This window comes from Pseudomonas sp. RA_5y_Pfl1_P24 (assembly GCF_963970945.1).
GTDB classification, from domain to species: Bacteria; Pseudomonadota; Gammaproteobacteria; order Pseudomonadales; family Pseudomonadaceae; genus Aquipseudomonas; species Aquipseudomonas tritici.
Genome location: NZ_CAXAOJ010000014.1, coordinates 52,415 through 77,344, shown reverse-complemented (window position 1 = coordinate 77,344; position 24,930 = coordinate 52,415). Strand labels below are relative to the sequence as shown.

The following is a 24,930-nucleotide window of genomic DNA, read 5'->3' as shown; positions in this document are numbered from 1 at the left end:
AGGTCTGGAATGGCGCTGACTGAAGAAACCGGATCAAAAATGTGGGCGCGAGCAAGCCGGCTCCCACATTTCTGACCGCGCGCCTTCAGTCAGGACTCACCACTCGGCGAAGCTGCCGTCGGCATGGCGCCAGATCGGGTTGCGCCAGCGATGGCCGATGGCCGCGCGTTCGATCACGTATTCCTCGTTGATCTCGATACCCAGGCCCGGTCCGTTAGGGATTTTCACGAAGCCTTTGTCGTAATCGAATACACGCGGGTCCTTCACATAGTCGAGCAAGTCGTTGCTCTCGTTGTAGTGAATGCCCAGGCTTTGCTCCTGGATAAACGCGTTGTAGCAAACCGCGTCCAGTTGCAGGCAAGCCGCCAGGGCAATCGGGCCCAGCGGGCAGTGCAGGGCCAGGGCCACGTCGTAGGCTTCGGCCATGTTCGCGATCTTGCGGGTTTCGGTGATGCCGCCAGCGTGGGAGGCGTCCGGCTGGATGATGTCGACGTAGCCTTCGCTGAGCACGCGCTTGAAGTCCCAGCGCGAGAACAGGCGCTCGCCCAGGGCAATCGGGGTGCTGGTCAGTGGCGCCAGTTCCTTGAGGGCTTCGTAATTTTCGCTGAGCACCGGCTCTTCGATAAACATCAGTTTGTACGGGTCCAGTTCTTTCATCAGCACCTTGGCCATGGGCTTGTGCACCCGGCCATGGAAGTCGACGCCAATGCCGACGTTCGGGCCGACGGCATCACGCACGGCGGCGACGTTGGCCAAAGCCAAGTCGACTTTTTCGAAGCTGTCGACGAACTGCAATTCCTCGGTGCCGTTCATTTTCACCGCAGTGAAGCCACGGGCCACGGCTTCCTGGGCAGCACGAGCGGTGTCGGCCGGGCGGTCGCCGCCGATCCACGAGTACACGCGGATCTTGTCGCGCACCTGACCACCGAGCAAGTCGCTGACCGACACGCCAAGAGCCTTGCCCTTGATGTCCCACAGCGCCTGGTCGATACCGGCGAGGGCGCTCATGTGCACGGCGCCGCCGCGGTAGAAGCCACCGCGATAGAGCACAGTCCAGATGTCTTCGATGTTGCGTGGGTCTTTGCCGATCAGGTAGTCGGACAGTTCTTCGACGGCAGCCGCCACGGTGTGGGCGCGGCCCTCTACCACGGGCTCACCCCAGCCGGTCACACCTTGGTCGGTCTCGACCTTGAGGAAGCACCAGCGCGGCGGGACGATAAAGGTCGTCAGTTTGGTGATTTTCATCTGTTATCTCTCTTATAGATGCAGCGCCTGTGGGCGCGGAACTTATAGTCAGCTCAGGGCTTTCCAGGCGGCGACATAAGCCTGGGCGCGGCTCGCTACCTGATCCACTGTCATGCCCGGTTTGAACAACCCGGAACCCAGCCCGAAGCCTTTAGCGCCGGCGTCGATGAACACCTGCATGTTGTCCGGGGTGATGCCACCCACCGGCAGCAGCAAGGTGCCTGCCGGCAATACCGCCAGCCACGCCTTGATCACAGCCGGGCCCATTTGCTCGGCCGGGAACAGCTTCAATACGTCGGCGCCTTCGGCCAATGCGGCGAAGGCTTCGGTCGGCGTCGCCACACCCGGCGACAGGAACAGCCCCGCCGTTTTCGCGGCACGCAACACCTTGGCATCGCTGTGAGGCATCACGATCACCTGGCCACCCGCGGCTTTTACCTGCTCGACCTGCTCAGGCAGCAACACCGTACCGGCACCGATCAGGCAATCGGCGGGCAGGCTGTCGCGCAGAGTACGAATGCTGGTGTAAGGGTCAGGCGAATTCAGCGGGACTTCGATCACCCGAAACCCGGCCTCGTACAGCACCTGGCCAACGGCCTTGGCTTCGTCCGGGCGGATGCCGCGCAGGATGGCGATCAAACCGTTTTGCGCGAGTGCTTGCTTGAGCATGTCAGGCCTCCGATACAGGTTGAGTGAGCCCGGCCGCCACTGCCAGTTGCCACAGGCCGCGTTCGCTGGCTTCCTGCGCCAGGCTGACGTGGGCGAAGCCGCAGAGGGCGAGGGCGCGTTGATAGCGGGCGCAGAGCGGCGCGGCACCGACCAGAATGATCGGCGTGTGTTTGGCTTTGCCGGGCAAGCCGGCGAGTTCATGGCCGATGAGCAAACCCGAGAGGTAATCGGGCTGTTCGTCGGGGGCGAGTTGGGCGGTGAGCCCAAGGGTGCGCGCGCTGAACAAGGTGGACAGCACGCCGCGCAGGCCGTCTTTGGAGAGCGCCACTTGCACGCCTCGGTCAAACGCTTCGGCCTGGAATATTGCGGACGGTTGCTGGGTACGGCCAAGGATGCTGTGCTTGCTCAGCACTGCAAACAGCTCACCGGTCATGAAGGTATCGAAGTGAGTGATGCAGCCATCGACCACCTCGACCCACTTGGAATGGCTGCCGGGCAGGCCGATCAATACATCGGCGCCCAACCCTTGCAGCACGCCCAATACTTGGGTTTCTTCGCCGCGCATCACGTTGGGCAAACCGCTTTGCTCGATCACACCGGGCACGATATGCACATCAACCCCGCGCTGGCTGCGCACCTTATGAAGCGCCTGACCCAAGCGGGCGACGTCGACGGGCGTATTGCGATAAGCCGCTTCGCTCCAACCCTGGGCGCTGCCGACCATACCGCAGGCGATCACCGGGAGGTCGGGTTGCGCCTCGAGCCAAGCCCCGCATGCCGCGTCGAACGCCAACTCGAAGCCATCGCTGCAGCGCACGCCGGCGATGTCGCGGGGCTCGCTGGGCAAATGCATGATGCCCCACGCCAGCGAGCGCTGTTCCAGCACTACGCCTGCGGGGCCGAGTTTATAAGCACGAAGGGAACTGGTTCCCCAATCGAGCGCGATCAATTGCGCCTGCATCGCTTCACCTGAAATGAGTGGGTGCTGAAAAAAGCAGATGGGCGAATATAAACCTATGATCAGGAATATCTCAATATATAAATAACAGTCCCACATATTGGGAGTTAAGCACGTAAAATCCCACAACCCTTTAAGGCAGCAGGGGGTTGCGGATTAGAAAGAGGTTACAAAACAGACAGATCCAGCTCGCGCACCGCCCCCATCCACACCGCGTAGTCGGTGTGATCCTTCAGCTCATCGCCGGTATCGGGGTGCAGGAACACCACCAGCCCATTGCGATGGATCACCAACCACGGCAACACCACGCCAATGTATTCGGCGTCGAACGCCAGCTGGCAGCTCCAGTCCGGGTGCGGGCCCACGGGCCGTTCGTGTACACGGCCCATGCGCAGCGGGAAGAGTTTGGCGGCGTCTTCGCACAAGGTGCGCGCCTGCTCAATGGTGCTGGCGTCAAAGTAGATATGGGCGTGATAGCCCTTGATACGTTGCATGACCGACTCCGGATCCAATGTGCGCAAAATCCTAGACCGCAATGGACGGCAGGGCCAGCCCGGTCAGCGACTGCGCGCTGCTGGCCTGCTCGGCCACCAGCCAGTCGACAAACCGCTCGACCAATTGCCTCCGGCGTTTGCGCTGGGGCTGCACCACGTAATAGCCGAAACGCGAGATCACCGTGCCGCTCACCGGCCGGCACAACCAGCCCTGCTCCAGCAAGTTATCCACCAGGTGGCGCCAGCCGATGGCTACGCCCTGGCCGGCAATCGCGGCCTGGATAAGCAGGGTGTAATTATCGAAGCGCAGTTGGCCGGGAGTGGGTGCAGTGGTGATACCCAGCTCGCGAAACACACCGCTCCAGTCGAACCACTGGCTGTTGTTTTCCTGACGCAGGTGCAGCAGAGGAACATCGTGCAAATTTTGTACAGTCAGCGGTGTCGCCTGGTTCTTCAGCCATTGCGGGCTGCACACCGGGAACACTTCTTCGTTGAACAGCCACAGGCTGTCGCCCTGCTTGAAACGGCCATCGCCAAACAGCACCGCCACATCGATATCGCTGCGCAGGGTGGCGTGGTTGCGTTCGCTGGTCACCAGGCTTACGTCTACCTGGGGATTGGCGCGGTGAAAGCGGTGCAAGCGCGGCATCAACCAGTAGGCGGCAAACGCAAAGTCCGTCGCGACTTGCAGCACTTCATGTTGATCCTGTTGGGTGATCGCGCTCAGGCCTTGGTTGATGGCCTGCAAGCCACCTTGCACATGCTCGAACAACAGGGCGCCGGCGTCGGTCAGCTCAATGCCACGGTAGATCCGATCAAACAAGCGGATCGCCAGTTGCTCTTCCAGGCGCTTGATCTGCTGGCTGATGGCCGGTTGGGTGGTGCCCAGCTCCATCGCGGCGGCGGTGAAGCTGCGGTGGCGCGCTGCGGCTTCGAAGGCACGCAGCAAATCGAGGGACACGTCACCGAGGGCTTCATACATAAGCTGTGCTTATCCTAGACATTGCTTTTCATGGGCTTTACCCCAGTTTTCATGGGCTGCATGCTCATTCGCATAAACATCGCCTATGGAATGCCGAGAACCCATGAAGCGCAAGAACATTCTTTTTATCATGGCCGATCAAATGGCCGCGCCGTTGCTTCCGCTCTACGGTTCTTCGCCTATCAAGCTGCCTAATCTAAGCCGCCTCGCTACGCAGGGCGTGGTGTTCGACGCGGCGTACTGCAACAGCCCGCTGTGTGCACCGTCGCGTTTCACGCTGGTCAGCGGCCAGTTGCCGAGCAAGATAGGCGCCTACGACAACGCCGCCGATTTCCCCGCCGATATGCCGACCTATGCCCACTACCTTCGGCGCCTCGGCTACCGCACCGCGTTGTCGGGCAAGATGCACTTCTGCGGACCAGATCAACTGCACGGTTATGAAGAACGCCTGACCAGCGACATTTACCCCGCCGACTACGGCTGGGCGGTGAACTGGGATGAGCCGGACGTACGACCCACTTGGTATCACAACATGTCCTCGGTGCTGCAAGCCGGCCCGTGCGTGCGCACCAACCAGCTGGATTTCGACGAAGAAGTGGTGTTCAAGGCGCAGCAATACCTGTTCGATCACATCCGCGAGGACGGCGACCAGCCGTTCTGCCTGACCGTGTCGATGACTCACCCACACGATCCGTACACGATTCCCAAGCCATTCTGGGACCTGTACGACGACGCCGACATCCCGTTGCCTGCAACACCCGCGCAAGGTGATCTCGACCCGCATTCCCAGCGCCTGCTCAAGGTCTACGACCTGTGGGACAAGCCGCTGCCTGTGGATAAGATTCGTGATGCGCGCCGTGCCTACTTCGGCGCGTGCAGCTACATCGACAGCAATGTCGGCAAGCTCATGCAAACCCTGGAAGACACCGGCCTGGCCGACGACACGATCATCATCTTCTCCGGCGACCACGGCGACATGCTCGGCGAGCGCGGCCTCTGGTACAAAATGCACTGGTTCGAAATGGCCGCCCGCGTGCCACTGCTGGTGAGTGCGCCGGGGCAATTCGCGGCAGGCCGCGTGTCCAAAGCCGTGTCCACCGCCGACCTGTTGCCGACCCTGGTGGAACTGGCCGGCGGCGAGCTGGACCCGCGCCTGCCGCTGGACGGCCGTTCGCTGGTCCCACACTTGCAAGGGCAGGGGGGGCACGACGAGGTGTTCGGCGAATACATGGCTGAAGGCACCATCAGCCCGCTGATGATGATTCGCCGTGGCGCGTACAAATTCATCTACAGCGAAGACGACCCTTGTCTACTGTTCGATGTACACAATGACCCTCGGGAACAGGAAGAACTCAGCCAGTCGCCGCAGCATCAGGCGCTGTTTGCAGCCTTCCTTGACGAGGCGCGGGCCAAATGGGACATCCCGGCGATCCACCAACAGGTGCTCGTCAGCCAACGCCGCCGCCGTCTGGTGTTTGAAGCACTGACCCAAGGCAAGCTGAAGAGCTGGGATCACCAGCCATGGGTGGACGCCAGTCAGCAGTACATGCGCAACCACATCGACCTCGACGACCTGGAGCGCAAGGCACGTTATCCACAACCCTGCCAAAACCAATAAATAGACTGAGGGAAGGCCATGCAAAAGTTGACTGTAGTGCTGGGTATGTTGGTGTTGAGTAGTGCCAATGTGTACGCGGACGCCAGCTGCGAAACGATAAAGATGGCCGATCCAGGCTGGAGCGATATTGCGGCCACCAATGCCATCACCGGTTTTTTACTGACCGGCATGGGCTACAAGGCCAAGGTCGACACCCTCGCGGTCCCGATCATCTTCGGCGGGCTCAAGGACGGCCAGGTGGATGTGTTCCTGGGTAACTGGATGCCGGCGCAGCAAGGCTTCTACGACAAGTTTGTGGCCAACGGCGATGTGGCGCAACTGGCGAAAAACCTCGACGGCACCGAGTTCACCCTCGCCGTGCCCGACTACGTATGGGACGCCGGGGTGCATGACTTCGCCGACTTGAACAAGTTTACCGACAAGTTCGGCAAGAAAATCTATGGCATCGGCTCCGGTGCGCCGGCGAATATCTCGCTGCAGGAAATCATCAAGAAAAACGACTTTGATCTCGGCCAGTGGAAGCTGGTGGAGTCCAGCGAACAGGCGATGCTCGCCGAAGTATCACGGGCTGTTAAGAAGCAGAAATTCGTCACCTTCCTTGGCTGGACCCCGCACCCGATGAACGTGCAGTTGAAAATGCACTACCTCAAAGGAGGCGAGAAATACTTTGGCGACACCGGCAGCGTGTACACCCTGACCCGCAAGGGCTATGCGCAGGGCTGCCCGAATGTAGGGAAATTGCTGACCAACCTGAGCTTTACTCAGGAGATGGAGAACGCAATCATGGCGCAGGTGGCCAATAACAAGGTCAGCAACGCTGAGGCGGCGAAGGCGTGGATCAAATCCAACCCAGCGGTGTTGGACAAATGGTTGGATGGTGTAAAAACACTGGACGGCAAAGACGCACTATCTGCAGTTAAAGCCAAACTCTAAGGCTTGATGCAATCCAAATGTGGGAGGGGGCAAGTCCCCCTCCCACGGGAACTAATCAGTACTGATATTCTGCGCCAAACCTTTAAACCGAGTTCGCGATGCCCCGGCCCAACCGCCATACACTCTTCCCCTTCCTCGCCTGGCTCCCGCGCCAGACCCGCGCCAGCGTCGGTCGGGACGCACTGGTCGGCCTCAGCGGCGCCGTGCTCGCCCTGCCACAGTCGATTGCCTACGCACTGATCGCCGGTCTGCCCCCCGAATACGGCCTGTACGCTGCGATCATCCCGGTGCTGATCGCGTGCCTCTGGGGTTCATCCTGGCACCTGATCTGCGGGCCCACGGCGGCGATTTCCATTGTGCTGTATGCCAGCGTCAGTCCCTTGGCCGTGCCGGGCTCCCAGGACTACATCACCCTGATTTTGCTGCTCACCTTCCTCGCCGGGGTTTTCCAGTGGCTGCTGGGCATGCTGCGCTTCGGCGCGCTGGTGAATTTTGTCTCCCACTCGGTGGTGCTCGGTTTCACCCTGGGCGCCGCCGTGGTGATTGCCGTGGGGCAATTGCCCAACCTGTTGGGGCTGGATCTACCGAGCCAGGCCACGGCGATCAATAGCCTGCTGGCACTGATCCACCACAGCGGCGAATGGGACCACGCATCCCTTGCCCTGGGGCTGGGAACTCTACTGGTGGGCGCACTGCTCAAGTACCTGGTGCCCCGTTGGCCGACGCTGTTGATCGCGCTGGCTTTGAGCAGCCTGGTGGCGTGGTTGTGGCCGGCGATGTTCGGGCATGTGGCGCTGGTCAGTTCGTTTATTGGCAAGCTACCGCCGTTCAGCCCGTTGCCGATGGACCTGGACATGATCCTGCGCCTGCTGCCCAGCGCCGTGGCGGTGGGCATGTTGGGGCTGGTGACCAGCCTGTCGATTGCCCGCTCGCTGTCGGCGCGTTCGCAGCAATTGCTTGATGCCAACCAAGAAGTTCGTGCGCAAGGTCTATCCAATATCGTTGGCGGATTTTTCTCTGGTTATCTGTCGGCAGGCTCCTTTACACGTTCGGGCCTCAGCTATGAGGCGGGCGCCTGCTCGCCGTTGGCCGGCGTGTTTTCTGCGCTGTGGGTGGCGTTGTTCGCCTTGTTTGGTGCGGCGCTGATCGCGCACATTCCAATCCCGAGCATGGCCGCGAGCATCCTGCTGATTTGCTGGGGGTTGGTGGACCATCGCGGCATTCGCGCGTTGTTCCGCGTCAGTCGCGCAGAGTTTGTGGTGATGAGCCTGACGTGCGTCGCCACCTTACTCCTGGAGCTGCAAACCGCGATTTACGCCGGGGTGCTGGCATCGCTGTTTTTCTATCTCAAACGCACGTCGCAACCTCGGGTTCAGCAATGGCGAGACGGGGATGAGGATGTGCTGCGGGTGGGCGGCTCAATCTTTTTTGGGGCCAGCCAGTATCTGCAAGTACGCCTGCAAAGTTTGCAGGGCGAGCGGGTGGTGATTGAGGCGCAGCAAATCAACTTCATCGATTATTCGGGGGTGGAGATGCTGCACCAGGAAGCGCGGAGGTTGAAGGGGTTGGGGCGAAGTTTGACGTTGCGCCGGGCTAGGCCGCAGGTGGTGGATGAGTTGAAAAAACTAGAGGGGCCCGACAAGTGCCCCCTCCATTTCGAAGACTGAGCCCGCACACACATTGACTGTGCCCACCTTAGATTTGAGTTAAGCCAACTGCCGGCGCAGCTCGGCCAACACCGGCGCCGACTCCGGGCGCACACCGCGCCACAGGTAGAACGCTTCCGCCGCTTGCTCCACCAACATGCCCAACCCATCCATTGCCAAGGCTGCGCCTTGTTCAGTCGCCCAGCGGCAGAACGGGGTAGGTTCCTTGGCATACATCATGTCGTAGCAAAAGGTGTTACCCGGCTCGATCAGGCTGCCAGCAATCGGCGGTACATCGCCTGACAGGCTGGCCGACGTAGCGTTGATGATCACGTCTACCGGCTCGCGCAGCCAGTCGAACCCACTGGCAGATACGGGGCCCAGATCGTCAAACAACTCGGCGAGCAACTCAGCCTTTTCCACCGTGCGGTTGGCGATGATCAGCGAAGCCGGCTGTTCGGCCAGTAACGGTTCCAGCGCACCGCGCACCGCCCCACCGGCGCCCAGCAGCAGGATGCGTTTGCCTTGCAGCGTCAACCCGGCGTTTACCTCGAGGTCGCGCACCAGGCCGGCGCCGTCGGTGTTGTCGCCGAGCAAGGTGCCGTCGGCGAGTTTACTCAAGGTGTTCACCGCGCCTGCGCGTTGGGCGCGCTCGGTGAGGGTGTTGGCCAGGCGGTAGGCGTCTTCCTTGAACGGCACAGTCACATTGGCGCCACGGCCTTGTAGGAAAAACTCACGGGCGCAGCCGGTGAAATCCTCCAGCGGCGCAAGCAAGGTGCTGTAGTCCAAGTGCTCGCCCGTCTGCTCTGCGAACATGCGGTGGATCAGCGGCGACTTGCTGTGGCCGATGGGATTGCCGAACACCACATAACGGTCCATCAGACCGCCGCCTTGGGCGCAGCAAGGCCCAGCCAGTCGCGGTCTTGCAGGAAATAATCGGTAAGGCGCGCTTCTTCGCTGCCAGCCTCGGCCTTCCAGTCATAGCTCCAGCGCACTTGCGGTGGCAGCGACATCAGGATCGACTCAGTGCGCCCGCCCGATTGCAGACCAAACAGGGTGCCACGGTCGTAGACCAGGTTGAATTCAACATAGCGGCCGCGGCGGAATTCCTGGAATTCGCGCTGTTGCTCGGTGTAGGCGATGGACTTTCGGCGCTGCACGATCGGCAGGTAGGCGTCGATATAAGCGTCGCCGATGGCGCGGATAAAGGCGAAGCAGGTGTCGAAGTCCCACTCGTTCACGTCATCGAAGAACAGGCCGCCAATGCCACGCGGTTCATTGCGGTGCTTGATATGGAAATAACTGTCGCACCAAGCCTTGTAGCGCGAATACACGTCCGGGCCGAACGGCGCGCAGGCCTGCTCGGCCACGCGGTGCCAGTGGATGCAGTCTTCTTCGTTGCCGTAGTAGGGCGTGAGGTCGAAACCGCCGCCAAACCACCACACCGGCTCTTCGCCTTCTTTTTCGGCGATGAAAAAGCGCACGTTGGCGTGGGAAGTCGGTACGTGGGGATTATGCGGGTGGATCACCAGCGATACGCCCAAGGCCTCAAAGCCGCGACCGGCCAACTCTGGGCGATGCGCACTGGCGGACGGTGGGAGACCGCTGCCAAATACGTGGGAGAAGTTAACGCCGCCTTTTTCGATCACCGAACCGTTTGTAATCACACGGGTGCGACCGCCGCCGCCGGCAGGCCGGGTCCAGGCGTCTTCGATAAAGCGAGTGTCCGTCTCGAAGGTTTCCAGGGCGCTGCAAATGCGGTCTTGCAGATCAAGCAGGTAGGCCTTTACGGCCTCGGTGCGGGTAGTCATGGCATCACCTTGAATCGGGCAAAGCTACGCGAAGCCATTGGGCGTCGGCGGCAAATGGGCGCACAGGATAACACCGCACCCCATTGCGCCGCAGTTGACGAAGATCAAGCTTAGGAGTTCGATAGGCGGCTACGCGAGTTCGAACCAAGGAGAAGGCAGATGGCAAAACGTATCCAGTTCAGCGCCCATGGCGGTCCCGAAGTGCTTGAGTATGTCGACTACACGCCAGCGGAGCCTGGCCCGCAGCAGGTTCGCGTGCGTAACGAGGCGATCGGCCTGAACTTCATCGACACCTATTTCCGCAGTGGTCTGTACGCGCCGCCAGCATTGCCTTCAGGGTTGGGCGCAGAGGGCGCCGGCGTGGTCGACGCGATCGGCAGCGAAGTCACCCAATTCAAGGTCGGCGACCGTGTGGCCTACGGCAGTGGTCCGTTGGGTGCCTACAGCCATCTGCACGTGCTGCCCGCCGCCAACCTGGTGCACCTGCCGGACGAGATCAGCTTCGAACAAGCGGCCGGCGCCATGCTCAAGGGCCTGACCGTGCAGTACCTGCTGCGCCAGACCTATGAAGTGAAAGCCGGTGAAACCATCCTGTTCCACGCCGCTGCCGGTGGCGTGGGTTCGCTGGCCTGCCAATGGGCCAAGGCCCTGGGCGTGAAGTTGATCGGTACCGTGAGCTCGCCGGAAAAGGCCGCACTGGCCAAATCCCTCGGCGCCTGGGAAACCATCGACTACAGCAAGGAAAACGTCGCAGAGCGCGTGTTGGAATTGACCGACGGCAAAAAAGTCCCGGTGGTGTACGACGGCGTCGGCAAGGACACCTGGCTGACGTCGCTGGACAGCGTGGCGCCGCGTGGGCTGGTGGTGAGCTTCGGCAATGCGTCAGGCGCGGTGGATGGGGTGAACCTGGGGATTCTGTCGGCCAAGGGCTCGCTGTACGTCACCCGGCCAACCTTGGCGACCTATGCCAACAACCCGCAGAACTTGCAGGCGATGGCTGATGACCTGTTCTCGATGATCAAGAGTGGCAAGGTGCGTATTGATATCAACCAGCGGTATTCGCTGGCGGATGCGGCAAAGGCGCAGACCGAGTTGTCGGGGCGACGGACGACTGGGTCGACCATTCTCCTGCCGTAAAGCAATGGATATCTGGAGTCTGTAAGGGCCTCATCGCGGGCAAGCCCGCGATGGCCATGAGGCGGTCTCAGGAAGGCCGCACCACCTCACCCGTCACCAAATCCCGAATCAAGCTTGGGTTCTTGCGCCCACCCAGCGCACCACCCAACACCAGATCCACCTGCCCACGGAAGTACTGCTCAACGCGGATCCGCGTGCGCGCAGCCGGGCGCCCCTGGGGGTTGGCCGAGGTGGAAATCAAAGGCCCTACCAACGAGCACAAATCCCGCACCAGCGGATGGTCAGTGACCCGCACCGCGACGGTGTCGTGCACACCTGTCACCCATTCCGGCAGCAACCCCTGATGAGGCACCAGCCAGGTGTTCGGGCCAGGCCAGGTGCTGGCCATGCGATCGATCCAATCCTGGGGGAAGTCTTCGAACAGAAAGTCGAACTGGCGGATATTGTCCGCCACCAGGATCAGGCCCTTGTCCACCGAGCGGTTCTTGATGGCGAGCAAACGGTCCACTGCTTCTTCATTCCACGGGTCGCAGCCAAGGCCCCAAACCGCTTCTGTTGGATAGGCAATCACCGCGCCTGCGCGAATTTCTCGTGCGGTTTCCAGCACACGCCACCGGTTGACCATTGTTTACTCTCCAGACTAAAGCTCTGCGCAGTTTACCGATCTTCTTTACAAAACCTAGCAGCGCGCAAGCCAGCGCCCATTTTCACAGATAACCTGGCCTTCCAGCTCCAACTCGGTCAGCGTCGCCAGCACTTGGGACAACGGGCGCCCGCTGGCAATCACCAGGGCCTCGCTGGTCTGGGGTGCTGCGTGCAACAGCGCCACCAGCGGATGGACGACAGGCATCGGCGCCGGGCGCGACAGCGCTTGCCAGCCACGCAAACCTTCAAGGATATGCTCGATGGTCTCCACCAGCACCGCGCCGTCGCGGATCAACTGATGACAGCCCTTGGCGCCGGGATGATGGATGGAGCCCGGGATCGCATACACCTCACGCCCCTGCTCGGCCGCCAGCTTCGCGGTGATCAGCGAACCACTGGCCATGCCGGCTTCCACCACCAGTACGCCCAGGGACAAACCACTGATGATCCGGTTACGCCTGGGAAAGTTGCTGGCCTGGGGCGGGGCGTTCAGTGGAAACTCGGAAACCACGGCGCTGCCCTGGTCAATCATCGCCTCCGCGAGCCGTCTGTGGCGTTGTGGATAAAAATTTTCGAGCCCGGTGCCGAGGACGCCGATTGTCTGACCGCCCACCTCCAATGCCGCTTGATGGGCTGCGCCGTCGATGCCTAATGCAAGGCCACTGGTGATGACGAAACCAGCGCTCGCCAGACTGCGCGAAAACGCAGCGGCGGTGTCCATGCCAGGACGAGACGCGCGACGACTTCCGACCATCGCCAGTTGCGGTCTTTCCAGGATTGCAGGGTCACCGGCGACGAATAAAAGCGGCGGCGCATCATCAATCTCGGCGAGCAGAGCGGGGTACTCCGGTTGGTCCCACATCAGCAAATGCTGGGCCGGGCACGCCAGCCAGGCCAATGCCGCACTGGCGCCGTCGCGTACTTCATGACTGCGCCGGGCATCGGCGCTAATGGCTGGCAACCCCAGCGAACGCCAGGCACTGGCAGGCGCGCTGATGGCCTTTGACGCAGAGCCGAACGCTTCGATCAGTAAGCGAAAACGCTTCGGACCCAGTTCCGGCAGCCTGTGCAAGCGTAGTCGGGCTTCCAGTTCTGACGGGGAGATTTCTTGGTTGTGTATCGGGTGCATTTGATCGTCCTTGACCGGAACAAGCTGTGGATAACTCTGTTGGTAACTTATTTAGCAGGCTATTTATTGTGTTTGATGGGCAGTCTCGAAACTGTCCATGACCGCCAGCGGCCGTGAGGCACTGAGCACCAGGGCGTAACTGAGCTTTTCGTAGGTGCGAAACACCAGCAGGGTGCCGGCGCGTTCATCAGGAAGTTGCGTCGACGCGCCACTAAGGCCATCGCGGACGGTGGCGCCGGTCTTGATCACGCTGAGCAGTTGGCCTTCGACCAGACCATCGCGACGCCCTTTGTTGAGGGTTACGGCGTCGAGCACGCCGATGTGCGTAACACCCTTGGGGATATCGATGATGTGTCCTTCGACAAAGGGCACGGTGGGCGCGGTCGCAAGGGTTGTCGGGACGATAGAAGGTTGTGCACGCAGCAAGCGGTCTCCGGGGCGCACCTCCTGCGTGACTCGCTGTAAGGTCAGGGTAGTAAGGTCGCCCGCCACGACAAATCGCGCAGTGCCAATATCGTCGGCGTTGACGCCCAACAGCTCTTTAGTCACCGGGTCGGTGTAAACCTTGCCTCGTCGGAATATTCCGTAATTCGGCTGGGAAGGCTCCAAGTCGCCCCTGGCATATACCCGCTCGCCATTGGCACCCAGCACTCGGCCAGCATCGGCGGCAACGATGTACGGCGCGTTGTCCAGGTCTCGAGGCGAATCAAGAAGGCGGTTATGCAGTAAAAAGCGCTGGATAGCCTGTTGCGTTGGCTGATCCAGCCGCTGCACGGGCGGCGGCAGCAGGGCCATGGCGAACGGGGCCCACAACAGCAAGACGAGTAGCGATTTCCTCATGGGGTGAATCTCCTTTATTATGTGCGTTCGCGTGAAATGCCAGAGCCTTCGTGGCTTTTGGGTGTTTCACACCGGCGGTCTGGGTCCATCCCAACGCCGATTTGCCTCTACCTCACATGTGCAGCAATTACGCTTATGGCTATTTTGAACATCCTCGAATTCCCCGACTCGCGCCTGCGCACTGTCGCCAAGCCGGTGGCCGTAGTGGACGACAAGGTTCGTCAGTTGGTCGATGACATGTTTGAAACAATGTATGAAGCCCCGGGCATCGGCCTCGCCGCGACCCAGGTCAACGTGCATTTGCGTGTCGTGGTCATGGACCTGTCGGAAGACCGCAGCGAGCCGCGGGTGTACATCAACCCCGAGTTCGAACCGCTGACTGAAGAGATGGGCGAATACCAGGAAGGCTGCCTGTCAGTGCCGGAGTTCTATGAGAACGTCGAGCGCCCGATGCGCGTGAAGATCAAGGCCCTGGGCCGCGACGGCAAGCCGTTCGAGCTGATCGCCGAAGGCCTGCTGGCGGTGTGCATCCAGCACGAGTGCGACCACCTCAATGGCAAGCTGTTTGTCGATTACCTGTCGACGCTCAAGCGCGACCGAATCAAGAAGAAGCTGGAAAAAAAGCATCGCCAGCAAGCTTGATGCCCTCCTTCCAAAGGCTTGCTGCGGCAAGCCTTTTTCTTTTGTGACTGCTTTTAACCGAGACCACCCATGACCGAGCCACTGCGCATTGTTTTTGCCGGCACGCCTGAATTCGCGGCCGAACACCTGAAGGCACTGCTTGCCAGCCCTTATGACATCGTCGCGGTGTACACCCAGCCGGATCGCCCGGCCGGTCGTGGGCAAAAACTGATGCCGAGCCCGGTCAAGCAACTGGCGCTGGAACACAACCTTGCCGTGCTGCAGCCGCCAACCCTGCGTAACGCCGAGGCTCAGGCCGAGCTGGCTGCCCTGAAGCCGGACCTGCTGGTGGTGGTGGCCTACGGCTTGATCCTGCCGCAAGTGGTGCTGGATATTCCACGCCTGGGTTGCATCAACAGCCATGCGTCGCTGCTGCCGCGCTGGCGCGGCGCGGCGCCGATCCAACGCGCAGTGGAGGCGGGTGACAGCGAAAGCGGCGTGACCGTGATGCGCATGGAGGCGGGTCTGGACACCGGCCCGATGCTGCTCAAAGTCACCACCCCGATCACCGCCCAAGACACTGGCGGCAGCCTGCACGACCGCCTTGCCGAGCTGGGCCCGCCCGCCGTAATCCAGGCCATCGCCGGCCTGGCTGCCGGCATCCTGGAAGGCGACGTGCAGAATGACAGCCTGGCCACCTACGCCCACAAGCTGAACAAAGACGAAGCACGCATCGACTGGAGCCGCCCGGCCGTGGAGCTGGAACGCCTGGTACGCGCCTTCAACCCGTGGCCGATCTGTCACAGCACCCTCAACGGCGAAGCCTTGAAAGTACTGGCCGCGACCCTGGCCGAGGGCACAGGCGCTCCGGGTGAAATCATCGGCGCCAGCAAGGACGGCCTATTGGTCGCTTGCGGCGAACAGGCGCTGTGCCTGACCCGTCTGCAATTGCCCGGTGGCAAGGCGCTTAATTTCAGCGATGTGTTCAACAGCCGTCGTGAGAAGTTTGCCCTGGGCACCGTTCTCGGGATGGTCGCCCAATGAACCCGCGACTGGCCGCCGCCAAGGCCCTTGCCGCCGTGCTCAATGGCAAGGCATCGCTGAACAGTTCGTTGCCCACGCAGATGGATAAGGTTGAAGACCGTGATCGCGGCTTCACTCAGGACCTGGCCTTTGGCACCGCCCGCTGGCAGCCACGCTTGTCGGCGTTGGCGGCCACGTTGTTGCAAAAGCCGTTCAAGGCTGCGGATGCTGACGTCGAAGCGCTGCTGCTGGTAGGCCTCTATCAGTTGCTCTACACCCGCGTGCCCGCTCACGCCGCCATCGGTGAAACGGTCGGTTGCGCCGACAAGCTGAAAAAACCTTGGGCCAAGGCCTTGCTCAATGCCGTGCTGCGCCGCGCCCAGCGCGAGAGTGAAGCGCTGCTGGCCGAACTGGAACATGATCCGGTAGTGCGCACCGCTCACCCACGCTGGCTGCAAAAATCGTTGAAGGCGTGCTGGCCTGAGCAATGGGAAGCCATTTGCGCAGCCAACAATGCGCACCCGCCGATGATCCTGCGGGTCAATCGCCGTCATCACAGCCGCGACGCCTACCTGCAGTTGCTCATCGACGCCAGCATCAACGCCACGCCGTGCGTGTACAGCATCGACGGTATCGTGCTCGAAGCGGCCGCCGATGTGCGCAGCCTGCCGGGCTTTGCCGAAGGCTGGATCAGCGTGCAGGATGAAGCCGCGCAATTGGCTGGCGACCTGCTCGACCTGGCGCCCGGCCAACGCGTGCTAGACGCCTGCTGCGCACCTGGCGGTAAGACCTGTCACATTCTGGAAGTCGAAAACGACCTCGCCGGTGTCGTCGCTGTCGACCTCGAAGCCAAGCGCCTGGTGCGCGTGCGGGAAAACCTTGCACGCCTGGGCCTCAGCGCCGAGCTGATCGCCGCCGACGGCCGTGACACCGCCACCTGGTGGGACGGCAAACCGTTCCAGCGCATCCTGCTTGATGCGCCGTGCTCCGCCACCGGTGTGATCCGCCGCCACCCAGACATCAAGCTCACCCGCCAACCCGACGACATTGCCGCCCTGGCCGTGCTACAAGGCGAGCTGCTCGACGCGCTGTGGCCGACCCTGGAAGTCGGCGGCATCCTGCTCTACGCCACGTGTTCCACCTTGCCGACTGAAAACACCGAGGTGATCGAAGCCTTCCTCGCCCGCACCAGCGGCGCCCGGGAGCTGGACCTCGCCACAACCGCCGGCATCAAGCAGCCCCACGGTCGCCAACTGCTGGCGCAAGAAGGCGGACACGATGGCTTCTACTACGCCAAACTGATCAAGATTGCCGCCGAGCGCGGCTAAATGGTTTAAGGGAGTGACCGGATGAAAATCATCATCCTAGGAGCAGGGCAGGTCGGCGGCACGCTGGCTGAACATTTGGCCAGCGAAGCCAACGACATCACCGTGGTCGACACTGATGCCGAGCGCCTGCGCAACCTCGGCGACCGCCTCGACATCCGCACGGTACAAGGCCGCGCGTCGTTCCCGACGGTGCTGCGCCAGGCGGGTGCCGATGACGCGGATATGCTGGTGGCCGTGACCAACAGCGACGAAACCAACATGGTCGCCTGCCAGGTCGCCCACACCCTGTTCCACACCCCGACCAAAATCGCCCGTGTGCGCGAAGCGGCCTACCTGACCCGCGCCGGTTTGTTCGACAACGACGCGATTCCGGTGGACGTACTGATCAGCCCGGAACAGGTGGTCACCCACTACATCAAGCGCCTGATCGAAATTCCAGGCGCCTTGCAGGTGATCGACTTTGCCGGCGGCAAGGCCCAACTGGTCGCGGTGAAGGCCTATTACGGCGGCCCACTGGTCGGCCAGCAACTGCGCCAGTTGCGTGAGCACATGCCCAACGTGGAAACCCGCGTCGCGGCGATTTTCCGGCGTGACCGGCCAATCCTGCCCCAGGGCGATACGGTGATCGAGGCCGACGACGAAGTATTCTTCATCGCCGCCAAGGCGAATATTCGTGCCGTCATGAGCGAAATGCGCCGCCTCGACGAGACCTACAAGCGCATCGTCATCGCGGGCGGCGGGCAGATCGGCGAGCGATTGGCCGAGGCCATCGAAAGCCGCTATCAGGTGAAGATCATCGAGATGAGCCCGACACGCTGCCGGCATTTGTCCGACACCCTAGACAGCACCGTCGTACTGCAAGGCAGCGCCTCGGACCGCGACCTGCTGATGGAAGAAAACATCGCCGACGCCGATATCTTCCTGGCCCTGACCAACGATGACGAAGCCAACATCATGTCCTCCTTGCTGGCCAAACGGCTGGGCGCGAAGAAGGTGATGACCATCATCAACAACCCGGCCTATGTCGACCTGATCCAGGGCGGCGATATCGACATCGCCATCAGCCCTCAGTTGGCAACCATCGGCACCTTGCTGGCCCACGTGCGCCGGGGCGACATCGTCAGCGTGCACTCCCTGCGCCGTGGCGCGGCGGAAGCCATCGAGGCAATTGCCCACGGTGACTCGAAGTCGAGCAAGGTGATCGGCAAGGCCATTCGCGATATCGGCTTGCCGCCGGGAACGACCATCGGCGCGATTATTCGTGACGAAGAGGTGATCATTGCCCACGACGACACGGTGGTCGAAACCGGGGACCATGTGATCCTGTTCCTGGTGGATAAGAAACATATCCGCGATGTGGAGAAACTGTTCCACGTGGGGTTGAGCTTCTTCTGATCAAGCGGAGTGACCGACATGCTCGAATCCCTGGAAAAAATGCTCGCCAAAGGTGTGGATAACTCGCTGCTTCGGTTTGGTTTGGGCAAGGGTTATCTGGACGTGAAGGAAAACGCCAAGGCGGCGGAGCATCTGCAGAAGTGCGTCGAGTTTGATCCGAAGTATTCAGCGGCGTGGAAGCTTCTGGGCAAGGCGCAGTTGGGGTTGGAAGATCGTTCGGCGGCGCGGCTGGCATGGGAGAAGGGCATTGAAGCGGCCCAGGCCCATGGTGATAAACAGGCCGAAAAAGAGATGACGGTGTTCCTGAAGAAACTCGACCGCCAACCTTGAGCCCATCTCCTGTGGGAGCTGGCTTGCCGGCGATGTCGGCAACTCGGTCTTTCAGTTAAACCGAGTTGATGCCATCGCAGGCAAGCCAGCTCCCACAGGAGATCTTCATGAGTCTTGAGTCAGGGGTGGCTCAGTACCACCGCGCCTCACCCGGCGGGCGTTTCTTGAAGCGCTTCATGCTCCACATGTATTGGCTCGGGTAAGCACCGACATACCGCTCCACCACCTTGCTCATCGCCGCGCAGGACGTGGCGGTGTCGGTGCTGTACATATCTTCCGGCGCCGCTTCCAGGATCACTTTGTAACCCGAACCGTCGGGCAGCCGCAGCGCATGCAGGAACACGCCGACCGCTTTGTGGCCCGCCAACATATTTGGCACAAACTTGCTGGTCAGCGCCTGGGTGGCGAAGAACGGTACGAAGATCCCCGCAGATTCCGCCGGCTCCGGGTCGGCGGGGATACCCACCTGGCCGCCCTTACGCACTTCCTTGATCACACTGAGGATGCCTTCCTTGGTCGACGCCGCCACTCGATTACCCAGTTGCACCCGCTGCTTGCGCAGCAACTCATCCACTGCCTTGAGCTTGGGCGGACGGTAAAAAATGATGGGTTTGCACTGGTTGCAATAGAAATGGTTCAGCACTTCCCAGTTGCCCAAGTGGCTGGTGATGCCGACCACGCCTTTGCCCGAAGCCAGGGCTTCGTGCAGCACGTCCAAACCTTCGACTTCGCGCACCAGGTCGATTGAGCGTTGGGCTGGCCAGATCCAGGCGCAAGCGCTTTCGGTCAGGGACTTGCCGATGTCCATCAGGCTGCGGCCGACTAACGCTTCGCGCTCGACGGGGTCCATGTCGGGGAAGCACTTGGAGAGGTTGATCCGCACCGTCTCGCGGGAACGGTTGGGGGTTTTCCACATGACCCAGCCAATGGCCGTGCCGACGGCCTGCACAGCGCGCCAAGGCAGCAGGGCGAACAACCGGAGAGCGCCTACCAGCAAGGCGCCTTTAAACTTTTCCACAGGTCACTCCTGTTCGTGTGTGGTGCGCAAAGCCGGCATTCTAACCGGCGTTGGCCAAGTCCGCGTAACGGTCGCAGTCTTGGGTGTGGTCCATGACCATGCCGCAGGCCTGCATGAACGCGTAGCAAATGGTCGGGCCGACAAAGGTGAAGCCGGCTTTTTTCAGGGCTTTGCTCATGGCTTCGGCCTCGGGCGTGATCGCCGGGACTTCGCTGCGGTCCTTGAAATGATTGACCTTGGGTTTGCCACCGACGAAGGACCAGAGCAAGTCGACCGGATCTTCCAGCGCCAGCCAGGCGGCGGCATTGCGGCGGGTGGCATTGAGTTTCAGGCGATTGCGCACGATGCCAGGGTCCTGCATCAGTGCTTCGATCTCGCCATCGCTCAACTGCGCCAACCGTTGCGCATCAAACCCGAACAAGACCTTTCGATAATGCTCGCGTTTGCGTAAAACGGTGATCCAGGACAGGCCCGCCTGGAACCCTTCGAGCAAAAGCAACTCGAACAAACCCTGCGCATCGCGCAGCGGCGTTCCCCACTCCTGATCGTGATAAGCCATGTACAGCGGATCTTCAGAACACCAAAAGCAGCGTGGCATAAGGCTCCAGGGGATGGTGGCGCGGCCGAATCGGGTATACTCCCGCTCTTTAAATCGCAGCCCAAGTAACAGGTGAATTTCGTGAGCCAGCCTACGCCAGCCGTGCGTACCTTCCAAGACTTGATCCTCGCCCTCCAGCAATACTGGGCCGAGCAAGGTTGTGTGGTACTTCAGCCCTACGATATGGAAGTAGGCGCCGGCACTTTCCACACCGCTACATTCCTGCGGGCCATCGGCCCGGAAACCTGGAACGCCGCTTATGTGCAGCCCAGTCGTCGCCCGACTGACGGCCGCTACGGCGAAAACCCGAACCGTCTGCAGCACTACTACCAGTTCCAGGTGGTATTGAAGCCGAACCCGGACAACTTCCAGGAACTGTACCTGGGCTCGCTCAAACACGTCGGCCTGGACCCACTGGTGCACGACATCCGTTTCGTCGAAGACAACTGGGAATCGCCAACCCTGGGCGCCTGGGGCCTGGGTTGGGAAGTCTGGCTCAATGGCATGGAAGTGACGCAGTTCACTTACTTCCAGCAAGCGGGTGGCATCGAGTGCTACCCGGTGACCGGCGAGATCACCTACGGCCTCGAGCGCCTGGCCATGTACCTGCAGGGCGTGGACTCGGTCTACGACCTGGTGTGGGCTGACGGTCCGTTCGGCAAGGTCACCTACGGCGATGTGTTCCACCAGAACGAAGTGGAGCAGTCCACCTACAACTTCGAACACGCCAACGTCGACAAGCTGTTCGAACTGTTCGACTTCTATGAAAGCGAAGCCAAGCGCCTGATCGAGCTCGACCAGCCGCTGCCGTTGCCAAGCTATGAAATGGTGTTGAAGGCGTCCCATACCTTCAACCTGCTGGATGCGCGCCGTGCTATCTCGGTGACCGCACGTCAGCAATACATCCTGCGTGTGCGCACGCTGGCGCGTTCCGTCGCCCAAGCCTACCTGCTGGCTCGCGCCAAGCTGGGCTTCCCGATGGCAACCGAGGATTTGCGTGATGAAGTGTTGGCTAAGCTGGAGGCTGCACAATGAGTGCTCAAGATTTCCTGGTTGAACTGGGCACCGAAGAGCTGCCACCCAAGGCCCTCAACACACTGGCCGACGCGTTCCTGGCCGGTATCGAAAAAGGCCTGCAAAGCGCTGGCTTGAAGTTCGAAGCGAAGAAGGTCTACGCCGCGCCACGCCGCCTGGCCGTACTGCTGACCGCACTGGAAACCCAGCAGCCGGACCGCAGCATCAACATCGACGGCCCGCCACGCCAGGCTGCGTTCGACGCCGAAGGCAACCCGACTCAAGCCGCCCTTGGCTTCGCCAAGAAGTGTGGCGTCGAGCTGAGCGAGATCGACCAGAGCGGCCCGAAACTGCGGTTCAGCCAGGTCATCACTGGCAAACCGACCGCCAGCTTGTTGCCGACCATCGTTGAGGACTCGCTGAACGATTTGCCGATCCCGAAGCGCATGCGCTGGGGCGCGCGCAAAGAAGAGTTCGTACGTCCGACCCAGTGGCTGGTAATGCTGCTCGGTGACCAGGTCATCGACTGCACGATCCTCGCCCAAAAAGCAGGTCGTGATTCGCGTGGTCATCGCTTCCACCACCCGCAAGCCGTGCGCATCACTTCGCCGGCCAACTACGCGACAGACCTGCGTGCTGCCTACGTGCTGGCCGACGCCAATGAGCGTCGCGAATTGATCAGCAAGCGCACCGAGGAGCTGGCCCGCCTGCAGGAAGGTACCGCCATCGTGCCGCCAAGCCTGCTCGACGAAGTAACCGCGCTGGTCGAATGGCCGGTGCCGTTGGTGTGCTCGTTCGAAGAACGTTTCCTCGATGTGCCGCAAGAAGCGCTGATCACTACCATGCAGGACAACCAGAAGTATTTCTGCCTGCTGGACGTGGAGGGTAAGTTGCTGCCGCGCTTTATTACCGTGGCCAACATCGAGAGCAAAGACCCGCAGCAGATCATCGCCGGTAACGAGAAAGTCGTTCGCCCGCGCCTGACCGACGCCGAGTTCTTCTTCAAGCAAGACAAAAAGCAGAAGCTCGAAGACTTCAACCTGCGCCTGCAAAACGTGGTGTTCCAGGAAAAACTCGGCAGTGTCTACGATAAGGCCGTGCGGGTTTCCAAGCTTGCCGCTTATATTGCGCCACGCATTGGCGGCGATGCTACGTGGGCTGCGCGTGCGGGCATGCTGTCCAAGTGCGACCTGGCCACCGAGATGGTCGGCGAGTTCCCGGAGATGCAAGGTGTTGCCGGCTACTACTACGCTCTCAACGACGGCGAGCCGGATGACGTTGCCTTGGCGCTGAACGAGCAGTACATGCCGCGCGGTGCTGGCGCTGAATTGCCAAGCACCCTGACCGGTGCAGCCGTGGCCATCGCTGATAAGCTCGACACGCTCGTTGGCATCTTCGGTATCGGCATGCTGCCCACCGGCAGCAAAGACCCGTATGCCTTGCGCCGTGCGGCCCTCGGCGTGTTGCGCATCCTGATCGACAAGAAGCTGGACCTCGACCTGACCCAGGCCGTGGCGTTTGCGGTCGGCCAGTTCGGTGCCAAGGTCAAGCAAGCGGGCCTCGCCGAGCAAGTGCTGGAATTCGTGTTCGACCGCCTGCGCGCGCGCTATGAAGATGAAGGCGTGGACGTGTCCGTGTACCTGTCGGTGCGTGCCCTGCAACCAGGGTCGGCGTTGGACTTTGACCAGCGCGTACAAGCCGTGCAGGCCTTCCGCAAACTGCCGGAAGCCGACGCATTGGCCGCCGTGAACAAGCGTGTGTCGAACCTGCTGAGCAAGGCCGAAGGCCTGGGCAACGCTGACGTCGACCCTGGCCTGTTCGCCGATGCCAAGGAGTTCTCGCTGAACTCGGCCATCGCCAAGGCTGAAAACGCAGTGAAACCGCTGATCGCTGAGCGTAACTACGCCGAAGCACTGGCGCGCCTGGCGACCTTGCGCGAGCCGGTGGATGCGTTCTTTGAAGCGGTGATGATCAATGCCGAAGATGCAGGCGTGCGGAAAAACCGCTACGCCATGCTCGCGCGTCTGCGTGGATTGTTCGTCAACATCGCTGACATTTCGACGCTGAGCTGACCCTGTTGAAACTTCTGATTCTCGATCGGGACGGGGTGATCAATTACGACTCCGACGCTTACATCAAGTCGGTGGAGGAATGGGTTCCACTGCCCGGCTCGATCGAGGCCATCGCGCAGTTGAGCAAAGCCGGCTGGACGGTGGCCATCGCCACCAACCAGTCCGGCATCGCCCGTGGCTACTACGACATCGCAACCCTGGACGCCATGCACGCGCGCCTGCGCACCATGGTGGCCGAGCAGGGTGGCGAGGTGGGGTTGGTGGTGTATTGCCCCCACGGGCCGGATGAGGGCTGCGATTGCCGCAAACCCAAGCCCGGCATGTTGAAAATCATTGCAGAACATTACAAGGTGCCCTTGGCTGGGATATGGTTCGTCGGGGACAGCCTCGGTGACCTGGAGGCGGCCAAAGCCGTCGACTCTCAGCCAGTTTTGGTTAAGACCGGAAAAGGCGAAAAGACCCAGGCGAAAAACCTGCCGGTAGGCACTTTGATTTTTGACGATCTGGCGGCCGTGGCCGCAGAACTTATCAACAACTAGCCGCCCTCGACTTCCTGACCAAGGATGTGCGGGAGAGCGCTTTTAACAGGCGGGCGTTGTCCCGCAACGGTAAATGCCGCCATGTCGATTTTGCAGGCCATCAGAACCTTTTTCTTTTACCTGCTGCTGGGCACCAGTTCGTTTCTCTGGTGCACCCTGAGCTTTTTTATTGCACCGTTCCTGCCATTCAAAGCGCGTTATCGCTTTATCAATGTCTATTGGTGCCGTTGCGCGTTGTGGTTGACCAAGGTGTTCCTGGGCATTCGCTTCGAGATCAAAGGCGCGGAAAATGTCCCGGATCAGCCCTGCGTGATTCTGTCGAACCACCAGAGCACCTGGGAGACGTTCTTTCTTTCGGCGTACTTCTCGCCGTTGAGCCAGGTGCTAAAGCGTGAGCTGCTGTACGTGCCGTTCTTCGGCTGGGCGATGGCCATGTTGCGTCCCATCGCTATTGACCGTGACAACCCCAAGGCAGCGCTCAAGCATGTGGCCAAGAAGGGCGACGAGCTGCTCAAGGATGGCGTTTGGGTACTGATCTTCCCCGAAGGTACACGTGTGCCCTTCGGCACCGTAGGCAAGTTCTCACGCGGAGGTACGGCTTTGGCGGTCAACGCCAACCTGCCAGTGCTGCCGATTGCCCATAACGCTGGCAAATTTTGGCCTAAGACTGGCTGGGCCAAACGCGCGGGGACTATCACGGTGGTCATTGGCGAACCGATGTACGCCGAAGGTGAAGGACCACGTGCAATTGCCGCGTTGAATGACCGCGCCCAGGCATGGAATCAAGCGCAGCAACGGGCGATGGGTTCGCTGCCGCCGGAGCCGATTGTGGTCGACACACCCGCGATCTGAGCATCTGTGGATAAGCTGTGCACGGATTGTTGG

General features: G+C 61.1%; 25 protein-coding genes. 13 read left to right on the top strand and 12 right to left on the bottom strand.

Annotated elements, in window-relative coordinates; all coding sequences use genetic code 11:
- Positions 1-96: 96 nt before the first annotated feature.
- From dgoD to AACY30_RS22065, 5 genes are all read right to left on the bottom strand, one after another.
- A complete protein-coding gene (gene dgoD, locus AACY30_RS22085; RefSeq protein ID WP_012721479.1) occupies positions 97-1,245 on the bottom strand; it encodes a galactonate dehydratase in 1,149 nt (382 codons plus the stop codon).
- Positions 1,246-1,293: 48 nt separating this feature from the next.
- The gene (locus AACY30_RS22080) at positions 1,294-1,914 is read right to left on the bottom strand and encodes a 2-dehydro-3-deoxy-6-phosphogalactonate aldolase (RefSeq protein ID WP_339470513.1); all 621 of its coding nucleotides are present in this window, start codon (positions 1,912-1,914) and stop codon (positions 1,294-1,296) included.
- Position 1,915: 1 nt separating this feature from the next.
- The gene (locus tag AACY30_RS22075; RefSeq protein ID WP_339470514.1) at positions 1,916-2,875 is read right to left on the bottom strand and encodes a 2-dehydro-3-deoxygalactonokinase; all 960 of its coding nucleotides are present in this window, start codon (positions 2,873-2,875) and stop codon (positions 1,916-1,918) included.
- Between the two features lie 164 nt (positions 2,876-3,039).
- Complete coding sequence (locus AACY30_RS22070) at positions 3,040-3,366, bottom strand: DOPA 4,5-dioxygenase family protein (RefSeq protein ID WP_339470516.1); 327 nt, start codon at positions 3,364-3,366, stop codon at positions 3,040-3,042.
- 31 nt (positions 3,367-3,397) lie between these two features.
- Positions 3,398-4,348, bottom strand: a complete 951-nt coding sequence (locus tag AACY30_RS22065) for a choline sulfate utilization transcriptional regulator (RefSeq protein WP_339470517.1) — start codon at positions 4,346-4,348, stop codon at positions 3,398-3,400.
- Between the two features lie 103 nt (positions 4,349-4,451).
- Here AACY30_RS22065 and betC point away from each other — a divergent pair, with 103 nt between their 5' ends.
- The 3 genes from betC to AACY30_RS22050 all read left to right on the top strand — a co-directional run bounded on the left by betC (position 4,452) and on the right by AACY30_RS22050 (position 8,566).
- The gene (gene betC / locus AACY30_RS22060) at positions 4,452-5,966 is read left to right on the top strand and encodes a choline-sulfatase (protein WP_339470518.1); all 1,515 of its coding nucleotides are present in this window, start codon (positions 4,452-4,454) and stop codon (positions 5,964-5,966) included.
- An 18-nt stretch (positions 5,967-5,984) separates the two neighbouring features.
- A complete protein-coding gene (gene choX, locus AACY30_RS22055) occupies positions 5,985-6,899 on the top strand; it encodes a choline ABC transporter substrate-binding protein (RefSeq protein WP_339541134.1) in 915 nt (304 codons plus the stop codon).
- A gap of 98 nt (positions 6,900-6,997) precedes the next feature.
- The gene (locus tag AACY30_RS22050; protein ID WP_339470520.1) at positions 6,998-8,566 is read left to right on the top strand and encodes a SulP family inorganic anion transporter; all 1,569 of its coding nucleotides are present in this window, start codon (positions 6,998-7,000) and stop codon (positions 8,564-8,566) included.
- Between the two features lie 39 nt (positions 8,567-8,605).
- On the opposite strand, the gene aroE is transcribed toward AACY30_RS22050, so the two are convergent.
- Positions 8,606-9,424: a shikimate dehydrogenase gene (gene aroE, locus AACY30_RS22045; RefSeq protein ID WP_339541133.1), complete on the bottom strand. Its 819-nt coding sequence runs from the start codon at positions 9,422-9,424 to the stop codon at positions 8,606-8,608.
- Complete coding sequence (gene hemF, locus AACY30_RS22040; protein WP_339470522.1) at positions 9,424-10,356, bottom strand: oxygen-dependent coproporphyrinogen oxidase; 933 nt, start codon at positions 10,354-10,356, stop codon at positions 9,424-9,426. The genes aroE and hemF overlap by 1 nt, the downstream gene beginning before the upstream one ends.
- Before the next feature lie 159 nt (positions 10,357-10,515).
- Between hemF and AACY30_RS22035 the strand changes: the two genes are divergently transcribed.
- Positions 10,516-11,493 (top strand): quinone oxidoreductase family protein, encoded by a 978-nt coding sequence (locus AACY30_RS22035; RefSeq protein ID WP_339470524.1) that lies wholly within the window; start codon positions 10,516-10,518, stop codon positions 11,491-11,493.
- Positions 11,494-11,560: 67 nt separating this feature from the next.
- Here the strand turns inward: AACY30_RS22035 and AACY30_RS22030 are convergent, their stop codons facing one another.
- The 3 genes from AACY30_RS22030 to AACY30_RS22020 form a co-directional block, all read right to left on the bottom strand.
- Entirely contained in the window at positions 11,561-12,118 is a 558-nt protein-coding gene (locus AACY30_RS22030; protein ID WP_012721468.1) for an L-threonylcarbamoyladenylate synthase, read from the bottom strand.
- A gap of 54 nt (positions 12,119-12,172) precedes the next feature.
- Positions 12,173-13,267, bottom strand: a complete 1,095-nt coding sequence (dprA, locus tag AACY30_RS22025) for a DNA-processing protein DprA (protein WP_339470525.1) — start codon at positions 13,265-13,267, stop codon at positions 12,173-12,175.
- A gap of 63 nt (positions 13,268-13,330) precedes the next feature.
- Complete coding sequence (locus tag AACY30_RS22020) at positions 13,331-14,107, bottom strand: peptidoglycan-binding protein (RefSeq protein ID WP_339470527.1); 777 nt, start codon at positions 14,105-14,107, stop codon at positions 13,331-13,333.
- A 135-nt stretch (positions 14,108-14,242) separates the two neighbouring features.
- Here AACY30_RS22020 and def point away from each other — a divergent pair, with 135 nt between their 5' ends.
- The 5 genes from def (at position 14,243) to AACY30_RS21995 (ending at position 18,804) form a co-directional block, all read left to right on the top strand.
- Complete coding sequence (gene def / locus AACY30_RS22015) at positions 14,243-14,749, top strand: peptide deformylase (protein WP_339427736.1); 507 nt, start codon at positions 14,243-14,245, stop codon at positions 14,747-14,749.
- 69 nt (positions 14,750-14,818) lie between these two features.
- A complete protein-coding gene (fmt, locus tag AACY30_RS22010; RefSeq protein ID WP_339470529.1) occupies positions 14,819-15,772 on the top strand; it encodes a methionyl-tRNA formyltransferase in 954 nt (317 codons plus the stop codon).
- Positions 15,769-17,079, top strand: a complete 1,311-nt coding sequence (gene rsmB / locus AACY30_RS22005) for a 16S rRNA (cytosine(967)-C(5))-methyltransferase RsmB (protein WP_339470530.1) — start codon at positions 15,769-15,771, stop codon at positions 17,077-17,079. The genes fmt and rsmB overlap by 4 nt, the downstream gene beginning before the upstream one ends.
- 21 nt (positions 17,080-17,100) lie before the next feature.
- The gene (gene trkA / locus AACY30_RS22000) at positions 17,101-18,474 is read left to right on the top strand and encodes a Trk system potassium transporter TrkA (protein WP_339470531.1); all 1,374 of its coding nucleotides are present in this window, start codon (positions 17,101-17,103) and stop codon (positions 18,472-18,474) included.
- An 18-nt stretch (positions 18,475-18,492) separates the two neighbouring features.
- Positions 18,493-18,804: a tetratricopeptide repeat protein gene (locus AACY30_RS21995; protein ID WP_339470532.1), complete on the top strand. Its 312-nt coding sequence runs from the start codon at positions 18,493-18,495 to the stop codon at positions 18,802-18,804.
- 130 nt (positions 18,805-18,934) lie between these two features.
- On the opposite strand, the gene AACY30_RS21990 is transcribed toward AACY30_RS21995, so the two are convergent.
- On the bottom strand, positions 18,935-19,822 hold the full coding sequence (locus AACY30_RS21990; protein ID WP_339470534.1) for a lysophospholipid acyltransferase: 888 nt from the start codon (positions 19,820-19,822) through the stop codon (positions 18,935-18,937).
- 40 nt (positions 19,823-19,862) lie between these two features.
- Positions 19,863-20,420, bottom strand: coding sequence for a DNA-3-methyladenine glycosylase I (locus tag AACY30_RS21985; RefSeq protein ID WP_339470536.1), 558 nt, complete (start codon positions 20,418-20,420; stop codon positions 19,863-19,865).
- An 81-nt stretch (positions 20,421-20,501) separates the two neighbouring features.
- Between AACY30_RS21985 and glyQ the strand changes: the two genes are divergently transcribed.
- The 4 genes from glyQ (at position 20,502) to AACY30_RS21965 (ending at position 24,897) form a co-directional block, all read left to right on the top strand.
- Positions 20,502-21,455 carry a glycine--tRNA ligase subunit alpha gene (gene glyQ / locus AACY30_RS21980; RefSeq protein WP_003170711.1) on the top strand — a complete coding sequence of 318 codons (954 nt, stop codon included), beginning with the start codon at positions 20,502-20,504 and terminating at the stop codon, positions 21,453-21,455.
- Positions 21,452-23,506, top strand: a complete 2,055-nt coding sequence (gene glyS, locus AACY30_RS21975; RefSeq protein WP_339470537.1) for a glycine--tRNA ligase subunit beta — start codon at positions 21,452-21,454, stop codon at positions 23,504-23,506. The genes glyQ and glyS overlap by 4 nt, the downstream gene beginning before the upstream one ends.
- 5 nt (positions 23,507-23,511) lie before the next feature.
- Positions 23,512-24,045, top strand: a complete 534-nt coding sequence (gmhB, locus tag AACY30_RS21970; RefSeq protein WP_339419284.1) for a D-glycero-beta-D-manno-heptose 1,7-bisphosphate 7-phosphatase — start codon at positions 23,512-23,514, stop codon at positions 24,043-24,045.
- An 81-nt stretch (positions 24,046-24,126) separates the two neighbouring features.
- Positions 24,127-24,897 carry a lysophospholipid acyltransferase family protein gene (locus AACY30_RS21965; RefSeq protein ID WP_339470538.1) on the top strand — a complete coding sequence of 257 codons (771 nt, stop codon included), beginning with the start codon at positions 24,127-24,129 and terminating at the stop codon, positions 24,895-24,897.
- Positions 24,898-24,930 lie beyond the last annotated feature (33 nt).

What these genes read in the sequence shown, in the direction of transcription:
- AACY30_RS21985 (WP_339470536.1), bottom strand. Translation starts at nt 20,420, where the DNA reads ATGCCACGCTGCTTTTGGTGTTCTGAAGATCCGCTGTACATGGCTTAT.
- AACY30_RS22020 (WP_339470527.1), bottom strand. Translation starts at nt 14,107, where the DNA reads ATGAGGAAATCGCTACTCGTCTTGCTGTTGTGGGCCCCGTTCGCCATG.
- glyS (WP_339470537.1), top strand. Translation starts at nt 21,452, where the DNA reads ATGAGTGCTCAAGATTTCCTGGTTGAACTGGGCACCGAAGAGCTGCCA.
- dprA (WP_339470525.1), bottom strand. Translation starts at nt 13,267, where the DNA reads ATGCACCCGATACACAACCAAGAAATCTCCCCGTCAGAACTGGAAGCC.
- AACY30_RS22065 (WP_339470517.1), bottom strand. Translation starts at nt 4,348, where the DNA reads ATGTATGAAGCCCTCGGTGACGTGTCCCTCGATTTGCTGCGTGCCTTC.
- def (WP_339427736.1), top strand. Translation starts at nt 14,243, where the DNA reads ATGGCTATTTTGAACATCCTCGAATTCCCCGACTCGCGCCTGCGCACT.
- AACY30_RS22050 (WP_339470520.1), top strand. Translation starts at nt 6,998, where the DNA reads ATGCCCCGGCCCAACCGCCATACACTCTTCCCCTTCCTCGCCTGGCTC.
- trkA (WP_339470531.1), top strand. Translation starts at nt 17,101, where the DNA reads ATGAAAATCATCATCCTAGGAGCAGGGCAGGTCGGCGGCACGCTGGCT.
- betC (WP_339470518.1), top strand. Translation starts at nt 4,452, where the DNA reads ATGAAGCGCAAGAACATTCTTTTTATCATGGCCGATCAAATGGCCGCG.
- choX (WP_339541134.1), top strand. Translation starts at nt 5,985, where the DNA reads ATGCAAAAGTTGACTGTAGTGCTGGGTATGTTGGTGTTGAGTAGTGCC.
- AACY30_RS21965 (WP_339470538.1), top strand. Translation starts at nt 24,127, where the DNA reads ATGTCGATTTTGCAGGCCATCAGAACCTTTTTCTTTTACCTGCTGCTG.
- AACY30_RS22030 (WP_012721468.1), bottom strand. Translation starts at nt 12,118, where the DNA reads ATGGTCAACCGGTGGCGTGTGCTGGAAACCGCACGAGAAATTCGCGCA.
- dgoD (WP_012721479.1), bottom strand. Translation starts at nt 1,245, where the DNA reads ATGAAAATCACCAAACTGACGACCTTTATCGTCCCGCCGCGCTGGTGC.
- AACY30_RS21995 (WP_339470532.1), top strand. Translation starts at nt 18,493, where the DNA reads ATGCTCGAATCCCTGGAAAAAATGCTCGCCAAAGGTGTGGATAACTCG.
- aroE (WP_339541133.1), bottom strand. Translation starts at nt 9,424, where the DNA reads ATGGACCGTTATGTGGTGTTCGGCAATCCCATCGGCCACAGCAAGTCG.
- AACY30_RS22080 (WP_339470513.1), bottom strand. Translation starts at nt 1,914, where the DNA reads ATGCTCAAGCAAGCACTCGCGCAAAACGGTTTGATCGCCATCCTGCGC.
- AACY30_RS22070 (WP_339470516.1), bottom strand. Translation starts at nt 3,366, where the DNA reads ATGCAACGTATCAAGGGCTATCACGCCCATATCTACTTTGACGCCAGC.
- fmt (WP_339470529.1), top strand. Translation starts at nt 14,819, where the DNA reads ATGACCGAGCCACTGCGCATTGTTTTTGCCGGCACGCCTGAATTCGCG.
- AACY30_RS22035 (WP_339470524.1), top strand. Translation starts at nt 10,516, where the DNA reads ATGGCAAAACGTATCCAGTTCAGCGCCCATGGCGGTCCCGAAGTGCTT.
- hemF (WP_339470522.1), bottom strand. Translation starts at nt 10,356, where the DNA reads ATGACTACCCGCACCGAGGCCGTAAAGGCCTACCTGCTTGATCTGCAA.
- rsmB (WP_339470530.1), top strand. Translation starts at nt 15,769, where the DNA reads ATGAACCCGCGACTGGCCGCCGCCAAGGCCCTTGCCGCCGTGCTCAAT.
- AACY30_RS22075 (WP_339470514.1), bottom strand. Translation starts at nt 2,875, where the DNA reads ATGCAGGCGCAATTGATCGCGCTCGATTGGGGAACCAGTTCCCTTCGT.